The organism is Modestobacter roseus, assembly GCF_007994135.1.
Classification (GTDB): Bacteria; Actinomycetota; Actinomycetes; order Mycobacteriales; family Geodermatophilaceae; genus Modestobacter; species Modestobacter roseus.
Window position 1 is genome coordinate 3187721 of sequence record NZ_VLKF01000001.1, and the last position, 14120, is coordinate 3201840.

General features: G+C 73.7%; 12 protein-coding genes. 5 read left to right on the forward strand and 7 right to left on the reverse strand.

Annotated elements, in window-relative coordinates; translation table 11 throughout:
* Window positions 1-109 precede the first annotated feature (109 nt).
* A complete protein-coding gene (locus tag JD78_RS15185; RefSeq protein ID WP_166521218.1) occupies window positions 110-265 on the reverse strand; it encodes a hypothetical protein in 156 nt (51 codons plus the stop codon).
* Between the two features lie 74 nt (window positions 266-339).
* Window positions 340-747: an ATP-binding protein gene (locus JD78_RS15190; protein WP_153358611.1), complete on the reverse strand. Its 408-nt coding sequence runs from the start codon at window positions 745-747 to the stop codon at window positions 340-342.
* 160 nt (window positions 748-907) lie between these two features.
* On the opposite strand from JD78_RS15190, the gene JD78_RS15195 reads away from it, so the two are divergent.
* A complete protein-coding gene (locus JD78_RS15195) occupies window positions 908-1264 on the forward strand; it encodes a hypothetical protein (protein WP_153358609.1) in 357 nt (118 codons plus the stop codon).
* A 9-nt stretch (window positions 1265-1273) separates the two neighbouring features.
* On the opposite strand, the gene hrpA is transcribed toward JD78_RS15195, so the two are convergent.
* Window positions 1274-5230: an ATP-dependent RNA helicase HrpA gene (hrpA, locus tag JD78_RS15200; protein WP_153358607.1), complete on the reverse strand. Its 3957-nt coding sequence runs from the start codon at window positions 5228-5230 to the stop codon at window positions 1274-1276.
* Window positions 5231-5425: 195 nt separating this feature from the next.
* Here hrpA and JD78_RS15205 point away from each other — a divergent pair, with 195 nt between their 5' ends.
* Both JD78_RS15205 and JD78_RS15210 read left to right on the forward strand, forming a co-directional pair.
* Window positions 5426-5986 carry a MarR family winged helix-turn-helix transcriptional regulator gene (locus tag JD78_RS15205; RefSeq protein ID WP_228395021.1) on the forward strand — a complete coding sequence of 187 codons (561 nt, stop codon included), beginning with the start codon at window positions 5426-5428 and terminating at the stop codon, window positions 5984-5986.
* A complete protein-coding gene (locus tag JD78_RS15210) occupies window positions 5983-7893 on the forward strand; it encodes an MDR family MFS transporter (RefSeq protein ID WP_153358603.1) in 1911 nt (636 codons plus the stop codon). Before JD78_RS15205 ends, JD78_RS15210 begins: the two co-directional genes overlap by 4 nt.
* 162 nt (window positions 7894-8055) lie before the next feature.
* Here JD78_RS15210 and JD78_RS15215 read toward each other — a convergent pair whose 3' ends face one another.
* Window positions 8056-9225, reverse strand: a complete 1170-nt coding sequence (locus tag JD78_RS15215) for a zinc-dependent alcohol dehydrogenase (RefSeq protein ID WP_153358601.1) — start codon at window positions 9223-9225, stop codon at window positions 8056-8058.
* Window positions 9226-9298: 73 nt separating this feature from the next.
* On the reverse strand, window positions 9299-9769 hold the full coding sequence (locus JD78_RS15220; protein WP_153358599.1) for a hypothetical protein: 471 nt from the start codon (window positions 9767-9769) through the stop codon (window positions 9299-9301).
* Between the two features lie 97 nt (window positions 9770-9866).
* Here JD78_RS15220 and JD78_RS15225 point away from each other — a divergent pair, with 97 nt between their 5' ends.
* Entirely contained in the window at window positions 9867-11672 is a 1806-nt protein-coding gene (locus tag JD78_RS15225) for an acyl-CoA dehydrogenase (protein ID WP_194290420.1), read from the forward strand.
* Between the two features lie 90 nt (window positions 11673-11762).
* Here the strand turns inward: JD78_RS15225 and JD78_RS15230 are convergent, their stop codons facing one another.
* A complete protein-coding gene (locus tag JD78_RS15230) occupies window positions 11763-11933 on the reverse strand; it encodes a hypothetical protein (RefSeq protein WP_166521219.1) in 171 nt (56 codons plus the stop codon).
* 251 nt (window positions 11934-12184) lie between these two features.
* On the opposite strand from JD78_RS15230, the gene JD78_RS15235 reads away from it, so the two are divergent.
* Window positions 12185-13231 carry a YihY/virulence factor BrkB family protein gene (locus JD78_RS15235; protein ID WP_153358595.1) on the forward strand — a complete coding sequence of 349 codons (1047 nt, stop codon included), beginning with the start codon at window positions 12185-12187 and terminating at the stop codon, window positions 13229-13231.
* A 74-nt stretch (window positions 13232-13305) separates the two neighbouring features.
* Here JD78_RS15235 and JD78_RS15240 read toward each other — a convergent pair whose 3' ends face one another.
* The gene (locus JD78_RS15240) at window positions 13306-14046 is read right to left on the reverse strand and encodes an enoyl-CoA hydratase-related protein (protein WP_153358593.1); all 741 of its coding nucleotides are present in this window, start codon (window positions 14044-14046) and stop codon (window positions 13306-13308) included.
* Window positions 14047-14120: the final 74 nt, after the last annotated feature.

Below are 14120 nucleotides of genomic sequence, written 5' to 3' on the forward strand. Positions count from 1 at the left end.
ACGGTGCCACAGCGTGTGAGCGTGGCCACAACGCGCTCCCGCCTGGCGGGAGACCGGCCCGGCAGACGCGGCCGGCTGCGGGGTCTGACGACACCCGCAGCCGGCGCGGTCACGGCTGTGGTGCCTGCGAGGGGTCACCGTCCCAGTCCCGGCCGGCGCGATCGGCGTTCTCCGACGCGCTGTCCGTGGAGCCCTCGACGGCCTCCACCATCTCCTGGTCGGTGAGCTCCTCACCAGCCGGCTGCACGTTGCTGGGCTCGGTCATCAGGACTCCTCGTCGTCCGCGGGACTGCTGTCCCAGCGGCCCTCCCCGCTGCCCCGGGGGCGCAAACCAGGCGCTCAGCCGGCCGGTGGCGGCTCGCCGGCGGCCACCGGGGCCAGCTCGAACCACACCCGCTTGCCGCCCCGGTGGTCCTCGGCCCCCCAGCGGTCGGAGATCGCCGCGACCAACCGCATGCCGCGGCCCCGCTCGGACTCGTGGTCGAGCTCGCGCACGACCGGGCGGACGGCGGAGCCGTCGACCACGCCGATGCGCAGCCAGGCACCGCCCAGCGTCAGCTCGAGGGTGAACGAGCCGTCCCCGGCGTGGTCGACGACGTTCGCCACCAGTTCCGTCGCCAGCAGTTCGGCGTCCTCACGGTCGTGCGGGGCGTCCCACGTGCGCAGCACCTCGCGGACCAGCCGGCGGACCAGGGGGACGCTGGCGGGGGCGACCGGCAGGTCGATGCTGGCGGTGAAGGTGGACATCTGGCCCCGTTCGTACCGAGTCAGTCGCGGCCGACTGGATCGGGGCCAACGATGACAGTGACGCTGCGCATCTGCAACCCCCATTGCGTGCAATGGGCGTGTCGTTGGATAGTGTGCAATCGAACGACGGTCCCCGACCCCGACCGCTGATCGGACGGACATGAGCGGATCTGCCGACGAGCCCGCCACCCGCGCGCTGACCCACCTCGTCGCCGAGCTGGACGCCTGCGTCTCCGCGCTCGAACACGCCCGGAATCGCGCGGAGACCCTGCTCGACGCGCGCGAGGCCGGCCGCCCGTGGCTCGACGTCGTGAGCGAGGAGCAGCGCCCGCTGGTGGTCGAGAGCATCAGCACCGTGCTGGGCACGCTCTCGACCGCCGGCCACGCCTGGCGGCGCGAGCAGGCGGCGGCGCTCCGGGCGGAGGGCGTGAGCATCAACCGCATCGCCGCACTGTTCGGCGTGACCCGGCAGCGGATCTCCGCCCTGCTCCGGGAGGCCGGCGACGACCGGCCCTGACGGCCCGGGTCAGGGCAGCAGCTGGTCGATCGCCTTGTAGACCCGCTGCTCGGAGACCGGCCGGGACGTGCCCACCACCTGGGCGAAGAGCCCCACCCGCAGCTCCTCGACCATCCACCGCACGCGCGCGACCGGGTCGTCCGGCGCCCCGGTGGCTGGCACCTGCCCGCGCAGCTGCTCGTACTCGGCGGTGACCGCCGCGACGGACTCCATCAGCAGGGCGTCCCGGACGGCGTTGGCCGGCAGCCGCTCCAGCCGGTGGGCCATCGCGGTGAGGTAGCGGACCAGGTCCGGCAGCCGCCGACGACCGGCCGCGGCGACGAAACCGCGGTGCAGCAGTCCGCCCATCTGGGCGCGCAGGTCGGCGATCGCCGCCTCCGGCACCCGGCGTCCGGGCGCGGCACCGATGGCGATGGCGACCTCGCGGGCCTGGGTCAGCACCGCCTCCACCCGGCGGACGGCGTCGGAGGTCAGCGGCAGCAGCTGCTCGCGCGCCGAGGCGACCAGCGCGGTGAACGCCGCCTCGGTCCGCGGCGGACCGCCGCCCGCGGCGATGAGCTCGTCGGCCGCCGCGTCCACGCAGTCGGCCACCAGGTCGGGGATCTCGCCGTCCGGGTTGAACTGCAGCGCCAGCCGGCTGCGCGGGCCCAGCCCCTTGACCACCTGCTTGACCGGTGCCCCGGCGACCAGCACCAGCAGCCGCCGCGCGCCGCGCCAGCCCAGCCGGGTCGCCTCGGCCTGGGTGGCCACCACCCGGACGCCGACCGTCGCGCCCTCGTCGACCAGCGCGGGGTACGCGGTGACCACGTGGCCGCCGCGCTGCACCTCCACGGTCGCCGGCAGGTCCCCGAAGGTCCAGCTGGTCTGGCCGGTGCGCTCGTAGGTGGACGCCGCCCGCGCCAGGCTGGCCCGGGCCTGCGGTGCCACCTCGGCACGCAGCGCGGTCAGGTCCTTGCCCTGGGCCAGCGGGCGCTGCTGGTCGTCGAGCACCCGGAAGGTCGCCCGCAGGTGGGCGGGCACCTCGGCCGGCTGCCAGGCGTCGGGCGGGATGACGACCGAGGTGGCCCGGCGCAGTTCGCGCTCCAGCGCCGGCAGCAGCGGCTCGGTGGGGTCGATGTGCGGCAGGACCTCACGCACCCGGTCGGGGATGGGCACCAGGCCGCGGCGCAGCTGCTTGGGCAGGGAGCGCAGCAGCTCGGTGACCAGCTCCGCCCGCTGCCCGGGCACGGTGAACGCCAGCGACTCCCCGGAGGTCGCGGCCAGGGTGTCCAGCACGCCCAGCGGGACGTCGACGGTGACGCCGTCCCCGGCCGCGCCCGGGTCGAAGGCGTAGGACAGCGGCAGGGTCAGCCCCTGGGTCAGGCGCACCTCGTCGGGGTAGTCCTCGACCTGCACCTGCCCGGCCACCGCGGCGTTGGTCAGCATCTCCGGGGTGAAGGTGAGCAGGTCCGGGGTGTGCCGCCGGGCCTCCTTCCACCACCGGTCGAAGTGCCGGGTGGACACGACGTCGGCCGGCACCCGCTCGTCGTAGAGCTCGAACACCGTCTCGTCGTCGACCCGGATGTCCCGGCGGCGGGCCCGCTCCTCCAGCTCGGCGACCCGCTCGATCGCCGCCTGGTTCTCCGCCCAGAACCGGTGGTGGGTCGTCCACTCGCCCTGCACCAGGGCGTGCCGGATGAACAGCTCGCGGGAGACGCCCGGGTCGATCGAGCCGTACTGCACCCGCCGGCCGACCACCAGCGGCAGGCCGTAGAGGGTGACCCGCTCGGTGGCGACCACCGAGCCGCGCTTGGCGTCCCACCGCGGCTCGCTGTACTGCCGCTTCACCAGGTGGTCGGCGAGCCGCTCGACGACCTCGGGGTCGATCCGGGCGACGGTACGGGCGAACAGCCGGCTGGTCTCGACCAGCTCGGCGGCGACCACCCAGCGCGGCGGCTTCTTGGCCAGCGGCGTGCCCGGGGCGAGCACGAACCGGGTGTTGCGGGTGCCCAGGTACTCGCGTCCGGGCCGGCCGGGCTTGCCGCTGCGGTCCTTCACCGGCTCGGCCTGCACCCCCACCTGGCTGAGCAGCCCGGCCAGCAGGGACGCCGTCACCCCGCGCTCGTCGGGGGCGTCGGCGAGCGTGCCGGTCGTCATGCCCAGCCGGCGGGCGGTGCTGCGCAGCTGGCCGTGCAGGTCCTGCCACTCGCGGATGCGCAGGTAGTGCAGGAACTCCCGCTTCACGGTGCGGCGGAACTGGTTGCCGGAGAGCTCGTCCTGCTGCTCCCCGAGGTACCGCCACAGGTTGAGCAGCGCCAGGAAGTCGGAGTTCTCGTCGGCGAAGCGCTTGTGCAGCTCGTCGGCGGCCTGCTGGTGCTCGGCCGGGCGCTCCCGCACGTCCTGCACGGTGAGCCCGGCGGCGATGACGAGCACCTCCTCCAGCACCCCGCGCCGGTCGGCCTCCACGACCATGCGCGCGATCCGCGGGTCCAGCGGCAGCGCGGCCAGCGACCGGCCGGTCTCGGTGAGCTTCCCCTCGCCGTCGAGGGCGGCGAGCTCCTCGAGCAGCGCCAGCCCGTCGGCCACCGCCCGGCGGTCCGGCGGGTCGATGAACGGGAAGTCCGCGACGTCACCCAGGTCGAGCGAGGCCATCTGCAGCAGCACCGAGGCCAGGTTGGTGCGCAGGATCTCCGGGTCGGTGTACTCGGGGCGGCCGTCGAAGTCGGCTTCGCTGTAGAGCCGGATCGCGATGCCCTCGCTGGTGCGCCCGCACCGGCCGGCGCGCTGCCGGGCAGAGGCCTGGCTGACCGGCTCGATCGGCAGCCGCTGCACCTTCGTGCGATGGCTGTACCGGGAGATCCGCGCGGTGCCCGGGTCGACGACGTACGTGATGCCCGGCACCGTCAGCGACGTCTCGGCGACGTTGGTGGCCAGCACGATCCGCCGTCCGGTGTGCGCCTGGAAGACCTTGTGCTGGTCGGCGGCGCTCAGCCTGGAGTAGAGCGGGAGCACCTCGATCGGCGCACCGGACCGTTCCGTCACCCCGCCCAGCGCCTCGGCGGTGTCCCGGATCTCGCGCTCACCGGCGAGGAAGACCAGCACGTCGCCCGGGCCCTCGGCGACCAGCTCGGCGCAGGCGTCGACGATCGCGCTCACCTGGTCGCGGTCCGGATCGGCGTCCGGGTCGTCGGGGTCGATGACGGGCCGGTAGCGGACCTCGACCGGGTAGGTGCGCCCGCTGACCTCGACGACCGGCACCTGCGCGCCGTCCTGGCTGAAGTGCTTGGCGATCCGGTCGACGTCGATGGTCGCCGAGGTGATGACCAGCTTCAGGTCCGGGCGGCGGGGCAGCAGCCGGGCGAGGTAGCCCAGCAGGAAGTCGATGTTGAGGCTCCGCTCGTGCGCCTCGTCGATGATGATCGTGTCGTACTGGCGCAGCATCCGGTCGCGCTGCACCTCGGCCAGCAGCACGCCGTCGGTCATCAGCTTGACCAGGGTCCGGTCGCCCACCTCGTCGGTGAAGCGCACCTTCCAGCCGACGACGTCGCCCAGCGGGGTGCCGATCTCCTCGGCGATCCGCTCGGCGACCGTACGGGCGGCGATCCGCCGCGGCTGGGTGTGCCCGATGCGACCGCGCACGCCGCGGCCGAGCCCGAGCAGGATCTTCGGCAGCTGGGTGGTCTTCCCCGAGCCGGTCTCGCCGGCCACGACCACGACCTGGGAGTCGCGGAGGGCCGCGGCGATGTCGTCCCGCCGCTGACTGACCGGCAGCTCCTCGGGGTAGCTCAGCACCGGGACGGCGGCGCGACGGGCCGCGAGGCGGGCCTCGGCGGCGGCCACGTCCGCGGCGATGCGGTCGCGCTGGCCGGCGCGGGCGGCCGGGTCCTTGGTGCGCCGGGTGCCGTCCAGGCGCCGGCGGAGCCGGTGCTCGTCGGCGAGGGTCAACGCGGGCAGCCGCGAGCGCAGTTCGTCGTGCGGGGTGCTCACGGTCGTTCGGGGTTCCTCTCCGGTGCGGGCTCCCTCCAGCGTCCCATCCCGGCCCCGGACGTCGTCCGCGTCACAGTCCGTGCTCGGCGCAACTTGTTGCATGCATGGCGCAACGGCTTGTAGGGTGCAACCGTTCCCGGCGCAGCGCGGCGCCGTCGGCACCCCCCGATGACCCTCCTGACGACCGGAGACGCCGTGACCGACCTCGCGTCCGCACCGGGCCCCGCCCCGGCCGCCGAGACGCCCACGACCCTCTCCGACGAGCTGTCCCGCCTGATGCGCCTGATGCACGCGCTCAAGGCCGCCGGCCCCACCGGGGCGGCGGGCGGCGACGCGCGCGAGCGCGCGGCCCACGTCCTGCTGTTCCCGCTGACCCGCCTCGGCCCGCTGCGCCAGGGCGCGCTCGCCGAGCTCGTCCACGCCGACCCGTCCACGGTGAGCCGGCACGTCACCCTGCTGGTCGACCGCGGGCTGGTGCGCCGGGTCGCCGACGAGCAGGACGGCCGGGTCAGCCGCCTGGTCGTCACCGCGGCCGGCGAGGCCGCCCTCGACCAGCTCCGCCAGGAGCGCGACGCGCTGCTCACCGCGGTGACCGCCGACTGGGCGCCGGGTGACCTGGCCGGGTTCACCGCCCAGCTGCGCCGGTTCGTGCAGGACCTCACCGACCACCTCCCCACCCTGGGCTCCGCCACCGGCGGCGCCCTCACCTCCAGCGGCGCCCCCACCGGCACGACCTCCCCCGAGAAGGACCGATGACCCAGACCAGCGACCGCGCGTCCGCGGCCGACCGGCGCGGTGCCCGCGCCGCCGCCGCCGCGCCCGACGCCTCCGGGGCGTTCACCCACCGCCAGATCATGACCATCCTCGGCGGCCTCCTGCTCGGCATGTTCCTCGCCGCGCTGGACCAGACCGTGGTCTCGACCGCGATCCGCACGATCGCCGACGACCTGGAGGGCTACGACCTCCAGGCGTGGGCGACCACCGCGTTCCTGATCACCTCGACGATCACCACCCCGCTCTACGGCAAGTTGAGCGACATGTACGGCCGCCGGCCGTTCTACCTGTTCGCCATCGCCGTCTTCGTGGTCGGCTCGATGCTGTGCGGCCTGGCCGACACGATGTACCAGCTGGCCGCCTACCGGGCGGTCCAGGGCATCGGGGCCGGTGGCCTGATGTCGCTGGCGCTGGCGATCATCGCCGACATCGTGCCGCCGCGGGAGCGCTCGAAGTACCAGGGCTACTTCATGGCGGTCTTCGGCACCTCCAGCGTGCTGGGCCCGGTCATCGGCGGGTTCCTCTCCGGCCAGTCCTCGATCCTGGCGATCACCGGCTGGCGCTGGATCTTCTACGTCAACGTGCCGCTGGGCATCCTGGCCTTCGCCGTCGTCTTCAAGGTGCTGCACCTGCCGCACACCAAGCGCGAGCACCGCATCGACTGGCCGGGCGCGCTGGCCCTGATCACGTTCCTCGTCCCGCTGCTGATCGTCGCCGAGCAGGGGCGGACCTGGGGCTGGGGCAGCACCGGGGCCCTGGTCTGCTACGCCCTCTCCGCCGTCGGCCTCGTGCTCTTCGTGCTCGCCGAGCGGGCCTACCGGGACGACGCCCTGCTGCCGCTGCGGATGTTCGCCAACCGCACCTTCGCGGTGAGCAGCCTCAGCAGCATCGTGCTGGGCGCCGGCATGTTCGGCGGGATCCTGCTGCTGCCGCAGTACCTGCAGATCGTGCACGGGTCGACCCCCACCGAGGCCGGCCTGGAGATGATCCCGCTGGTGCTGGGGATCATGCTCGGCTCGGTCATCGCCGGTCAGACCATCGCCCGGACCGAGAAGTACAAGCTGTTCCCGCTGGTCGGCGTGGTGTTCATCGTCGCCGCGCTGGTGTCCCTGTCGTTCATCGTCGGCGCGGACACCTCGGTCCTGGTGATGTTCCCGTTCATGCTGCTGATGGGCCTGGGCCTGGGCTTCAACTTCCAGCCGGTGATCCTCGCGGTGCAGAACGCGGTCAGCCCCCGGGAGATCGGCGTCGCCACCTCGTCGGTGACGTTCTTCCGCCAGATGGGCGGCACCCTGGGGACGGCGGTCTTCCTCTCCGTGCTGTTCACCCGGCTGCCCAGCGACATCGGGAACGCCGTCGCGGACAGCGCCGCGGCGAACCCCGAGCTGGCCCCGCAGCTGCAGGCCGCGGCGGGGAACGCGAGCGACCTGTCGGACACCTCGTTCATCCAGCAGCTGCCCAGCGCCGTGGCCCTGCCGTTCAAGACCGGCTTCGCGGACTCCATCGACATGGTCTTCCTGATCGCCGCGGGCGTGGTGGCCCTGGGCTTCTTCGTGCTGCTCTTCCTGCCCCAGCTGCCGCTGCGCACCCAGTCGGGCATCCAGGCCCAGCAGGCGGGTGAGGGACCGGCCAGCGACCCGGCCGCGCACGACCCGGCGCTGGCCAGCGCGAACGCCGCCGGGGCGGCCGCACCCACCTCGACGCCGCCGCCGGTGGACGACGCCGACCGCACCGACCGGCGCCTGACCGAGGGCGGTGGCCGCCACGAGGCCGCCGAGGCCGAGGACGACCGATCCGAGGGTGGCCGGCACGAGGCGGCGCCGGACCAGCCGACCGGGCTGGCCAGCGTGCCCGCCGACCACCTGCCGGACGACGTCCGCAGGGGCTGACCCCGCACGTCGGCGGCCCCTCTCCCTGCCCGGGAGAGGGGCCGCGGTGTCGTCCTCGATGGGCAACCGCCGGTTGATCATGGGCGAATGGCCACCGACACGCCGTCGACCGGCGTGTCTCGCGTCCAGACGCCCATGATCAACGGGCGTGGGGTGGCCGTGTTACGGCGTGAAGACCGCCCGCACGCAGCCGTCGGTCTTGTCCTTGAACATCTCGTAGCCCCGGGGCGCGTCGCTCAGCGGCAGCACGTGCGTGGCGAGGTGCTCGGTGACCAGCTCGCCGCGCTCCATGTGCCCGAGCAGCTCGGGGATGTAGCGCTGGGCGTGCACCTGGGCGCCGCGGAAGGTCAGGCCCTTGTTCATCAGCGCGCCGAGCGGGAACTTGTCCACCATCGCGGCGAAGACGCCCAGGCTGAACACCGAGCCGCCCTTGCGGCAGGCCATGATCGCCTCGCGGATCGCGGTGGGCCGGTCGGTCTGCAGCCGCAGCTGCTGCTTGACCTGGTCGTAGACGCCCGGGCCGCCGGGGCTGTGCGCCTCCATGCCGACGGCCTCGATGCAGACGTCGGGGCCGCGACCCCCGGTGCGCTCGCGCAGCTCCGCGAGCACGTCGGTGCTGGTGTAGTCGACCGCCTCGGCACCGACGTGCTCGCGCACCTGGGCCAGCCGCTCGGGGAGCCGGTCGATGACCACGACCTGCTCGGCGCCCAGCAGCATCGCCGCGCGGGCGGCCATCTGCCCGACCCCGCCCGCGCCCCACACGGCGACGACGTCGCCGGGCTTCGTGCCGCCCAGGTGGGCCCCCATCCAGCCGGTCGAGGCCGCATCGGAGGCGAACAGCGCCCGGGTGTCGGAGACGCCCTCGGGGACGACGAAGGTGCCGACGTCGGCGTAGGGCACCCGCATGTACTCCGCGTGGCTGCCGGCATAGCCGCCCATCGCGTGGGAGTAGCCGAAGCAGCCGCCCGGGCTCTGCCCCCACAGCCCCTCGGTGATGCCCGGGTTCGGGTTGCCGTTGTCGCACAGCGAGTACTGCTCCTGCGCGCAATACCAGCAGTTGCCGCAGGCGGCGAACGGCGCGACGACGACCCGGTCGCCGACCTTGCGGTCCCGCACCGCGGAGCCGGTCTCGACGACCTCGCCGATGAACTCGTGGCCGAGTACGTCACCGGACCGCATGAACGGGATGTAGCCACCGAGCAGGTGCAGGTCCGACCCGCAGGTGACCGACTGCGTGATCTTCAGGATGACGTCGTGGTCGTTGAGCAGCGTCGGCTCGGGAACCTCCTCGACGGAGACCTCGTTGACGCCGGTCCAGGTCGCGGCCTTCACGATGCCACCCCGCTCCCGCGGTCGCTCCGCTCCTCACTCGCAGAGCTCGCTGCGATGCTCACTCCCTGTCCGCTCACAGCACGCCCTCCTTCGGTGCGGCCTTCGTCATGCCCTCCAGCGCCTCGCCCTGCGGCGTCGGCTTGCGGTGGCCGTGCGGTTGCGGGTCGACCCGGAGCACCTCGCCCACCTCGACCAGCTGCTTGGCCTCGCGCAGCGCCGACCGCAGCTCGCCGATCTCCTCCTCGGTGACCGGGCCGCGGAAGCGCGCGGCCAGCTCGGCCCCGCGGTCGCCCGGCGCGGGCGTCACCCGCACCTCCAGGCGGTCGCCGAACGCGGCGAGCGGCGCCGGCGTCGTCGTCCGCAGCTGCTCGGGGTCGGTGCGCACGGTGACCGCGCGCCAGCGGCGGGCCGACGTCCCCGGGTCGTCGGTGACCGAGGCCTGGCCGACCCCGGGCACCCGGATGTGCTGCAGCTGTTTCAGGGCGGTGCCGCCGGCCTGGCTGGCCAGCCCGGCGGCACGGGCCACGATCGTGGACAGGTCCATGGGCGGGTCGGTACCCGGTGACCACCGGGAGAACACCCGGCCTAGCCTGGCGGCACGGGCCTCGGCCCGCCGACACCGCCGTCGCCAGGAGGAACCCGTGCCCGCGTCGTCGATCCTCAGCGCCCGCGACCTGGAGTTCCTGCTGCACGAGTGGCTGCAGGTCGAGACGCTCACCGAGCGCGAGCGGTACGCCGAGCACTCGCGGGAGACGTTCGACGCGGTGCTGGAGCTCGCCGCCGAGATCGCCACCGACCACTTCGCGCCGCACAACCGCGCCGCCGACGAGCACGAGCCGCACGTCGTCGACGGGAAGGTGGTGCTCGTCCCGGAGGTGGCCGCCGCGCTGCGGGTCTTCGCCGACGCCGGGATGACCGCGGCCGCCCTGCCCGAGGAGCTGGGCGGGCTGCAGCTGCCGGCGGTGGTGAACCTGGCGGTGCACGCCTGGTTCCAGGCGGCCAACATCGGCACCTCGGCCTACCCGTTCCTCACCGCGGCCAACGCGAACCTGCTGGTGGCGCACGGCACGCCCGAGCAGGTGCGGACCTACGTGCCGCCGATGGCCGAGGGCCGCTGGTTCGGGACGATGGCGCTGTCCGAGCCGCAGGCCGGCTCCTCGCTGGCCGACATCACCACCCGCGCCGAGCCGCAGGACGACGGCAGCTACCGGCTGACCGGCACCAAGATGTGGATCTCGGCCGGTGACCACGAGCTGACCGAGAACATCGTCCACCTGGTGCTGGCCAAGGTCCCCGGCGGCCCGGCCGGGGTGAAGGGCATCTCGCTGTTCATCGTGCCCAAGGTGCTGGTCGGCGAGGACGGCGCGCTGGGCGAGCGCAACGACGTGGTCCTGGCCGGGCTGAACCACAAGATGGGCTACCGCGGGACGACGAACACCCTGCTCAACTTCGGCGAGGGCGGGCACACCCCCGGTGGGCGGCCCGGCGCGGTCGGCTTCCTCGTCGGCGAGGAGCACCGCGGCCTGACCTACATGTTCCACATGATGAACGAGGCGCGGATCGGCGTCGGGGTGGGCGCCACCGCGCTCGGCTACACCGGCTACCTGCACGCCCTCGACTACGCGCGCACCCGCACCCAGGGCCGCCCGCTGGCGGGGAAGGACCCCGCTGCCGCCCCCGTGCCGATCGTCGAGCACCCCGACGTGCGGCGGATGCTGCTGGCGGCCAAGTCCTACGTGGAGGGCGGGCTGGCCCTCGGCCTGTACTGCGCGCGGCTGGTCGACGAGGAGCGGACGGCGGGGTCGGCGGCGGACCGCGACCGCGCCCACCGGCTGCTGGAGGTGCTCACCCCGATCGCGAAGAGCTGGCCCTCGCAGTGGTGCCTGGCCGCCGACGACCTCGCCGTCCAGGTGCTCGGCGGCGCCGGCTACACCCGCGACTTCCCGGTCGAGCAGTTCTACCGGGACAACCGGCTGAACCCGATCCACGAGGGCACCCACGGCATCCAGGCCCTGGACCTGCTGGGCCGCAAGGTGGTGGCCGACGACGGCGCGGGTCTGGCCCTGCTGGCCGAGACGATCGCAGCCACCACCCAGCGGGCGCGGGGCACCGAGTGGGCCGACCTCGGCGCCACCCTGGACGAGCTGGTGGCGCGGATCGGCGCGGTCACCGGCGCGCTGTGGGCCGACGGCGACCCGGAGCGGGCCCTGGCCAACGCCACGGTGTACCTGGAGGCCGTCGGGCACGTCGTCGTCGGCTGGTTGTGGCTGGAGCAGGCGCTGGCCACCCCGGACCAGGGCGAGGGCCGGGAGGGCGCGTTCTACGCCGGCAAGCGCCAGGCGGCCCGGTTCTTCCAGCGGTGGGAGCTGCCCAAGGTGGGGCCGCAGCTGGCGCTGCTGGCCACCGGGGACCGGACGGTGCTGGACACCTCACCCGCCTGGCTCTGACGCCGGTTGGGCTCCGGACGCGACCAGGTCCGGACGCCACGACGGCGGCCTCCCCACCGGGGAGACCGCCGTCGGATGCTGCGAGGAGGGCTACAGGGTCGCTGCGGCCCGCGCGCCCTCGGGGGCCGCGTGCCGGGCCCGCGGGGCGGACGCCGCCCGCTTCTCCGCCTCCCACCGCGCCGTCGACTGCGTGCCCATGGCGATCACCAGGGCAGTCAGGACCAGGAAACCGACCAGGGTCACCGCCGGCCACAACACCATCTCGTCTGCTCCACGTTGCTCTCGGGGACCGCCGGGGGGAAGCCAGCGGGTGCCGTTCTGGACGGGTCGATGCCCGCTCCACCGCGGCCGAACCCCATTCGGGCCGAGATCTTCCGCGTATCGGTGTGACCTCCGTCGCTCCCGACCCTCGAGGAACAGCCGTTACCGGAATGCCGCCTCCGGAGGCGTGACCGGTGTCCGGACTGGGAACCGCACCCCCGACCCAGACCAGCGGCACACCGGAGGGCCTGATGGCCGGAGCACGAGCACGCAGCGCCCAGCAGGGCGCCCAGGGGGACTCGTCCTCACACGATCCGAACGTCGCCCGCGACATCGCACCCGGCGACGACAACATCACCCACGAGCGAGCCGACTACGCGCCCACCGGCGCCGACCCCGAGCCCACCACCGGTGGCACGCTCAAGCGGACGTTGAAGGAGTTCAGCGAGGACGGCCTGACCGACTGGGCCGCCTCGCTCACGTACTACGGCGTGCTGGCCCTCTTCCCCGCGATCACGGCGCTCGCCTCCATCGTCGGCCTGCTCACCACCCCGCAGCAGCTCACCGACGCGCTCACCACCGTGGTCCCCGAGTCCGCGGCGGAGACCCTCGACCCGGTCATCCAGCAGGTGGCGGGCAACTCGACCGCCGCCGGGTTCGGGCTGATCCTCGGTCTCGTCGGCGCGCTCTGGACGGCGTCGGCCTACGTGGGCGCCTTCACCCGCGCGGCGAACGTCGTCTACGAGACGCCCGAGGGCCGCAAGATCTGGAAGCTCAAGCCGCTGCAGCTGCTGATCACCCTGGTCGGCATCCTCTTCGCCGCGCTCATCCTGGCCATGCTGGTGCTCAGCGGTCCGGTGGTCGACGCGATCGGGCAGTCCATCGGGCTGAGCGACACCCTGCTGACCATCTGGAGCTGGGCCAAGTGGCCGGTGATCCTGGTGCTGCTGGCGCTGATGATCGCCGTCCTCTACTACTCGACGCCGAACGTGAAGCTGCGTGGCTTCAAGTTCGTCAGCCCCGGGGCCGGCGTCGCGATCCTGGTCGCCGTCGTCGCCTCCGCGCTCTTCGCCTTCTACGTGGCGAACTTCGGCAGCTACAACGCCACCTACGGCGCGCTGGCGGGCGTGGTGATCTTCCTGATCTGGTTCTGGCTGATCAACCTCTCGCTGCTGTTCGGCATCGAGCTGGACGCCGAGGTCGAGCGCACCAAGGAGCTGAAGGAGGGCGTGCCGAGGGCGGACAAGGAGATCCAGCTCGACGCGCGCTCGGACCCCAAGCCCCAGCAGACGACCTGATCACCCGCGGGTGATGATCACCCGCGGGTGACCGTCGGGCCCGGCTCCACCCGTGGAGCCGGGCCCGACGCACGTCAGCCGGCGGAGCGGCGCATCGACCACATCTGCGCCGGCCGCTCGTACTGGCTGGCGGCCTCCCAGCCCAGCTGCGGAGGACCGGTCTCGGTGCGGAAGCTGGTGACCGCCAGCCGGGCGAGCTCGGGGTCGCGGGCCACCCGGGCGGCGAGCTCGTGCGCCCGGTCCTCGACCGCGTCGTCGTCGTGGGTCTCCCAGGCCAGGCCCAGCCGCACCGCCGCCGCGCCGTCGAGCTCCTCGCCGAAGAGCGCCAGCGCCGCCGCCGCCTCCCGGCCGACCAGCCGGGACAGCAGCACGAAGTGCCCGCCACCGGGGTGCATCCCGCGCTTGAGGAAGCCGCAGAGCAGCCGCGCGTCCCGCGCGACGATCCGCAGGTCGGCGGCGAGCAGCAGGTTCATCCCCGCACCCACCGCCGAGCCGCGGACGGCGGCGATGGTCGGCGCCTGCACCCGGCCGAGCCGGAGGAACGAGTCGTAGATGGCCCCCATGTCGGCGTAGGCCCCCGGCTCGGCCGGGTCCCGCCCGGCGTCGGTGAGCGTCTGCACGTCCCCACCCGCGCAGAAGGACCGGCCGACCCCGCGGACGACCACGGCACCGACCTCGGGCCGCGCGTCGGCCTCGTCGAGAGCGGCGACCAGCTCCCCGGCCATCGCCGGGGTCAGCGCGTTGCGCCGCTCCGGGGCGTTGAGCGTGACGACGGCGACGCCGTCGGCCACCTCGAGCAGGACCTCACCGGACATGCGGCTCCTTCGACAGGACCGGCGCCGGTGCCGGCCGTTCGCCCCGATCAGACCACGCCGGCACCTCGCCGGCC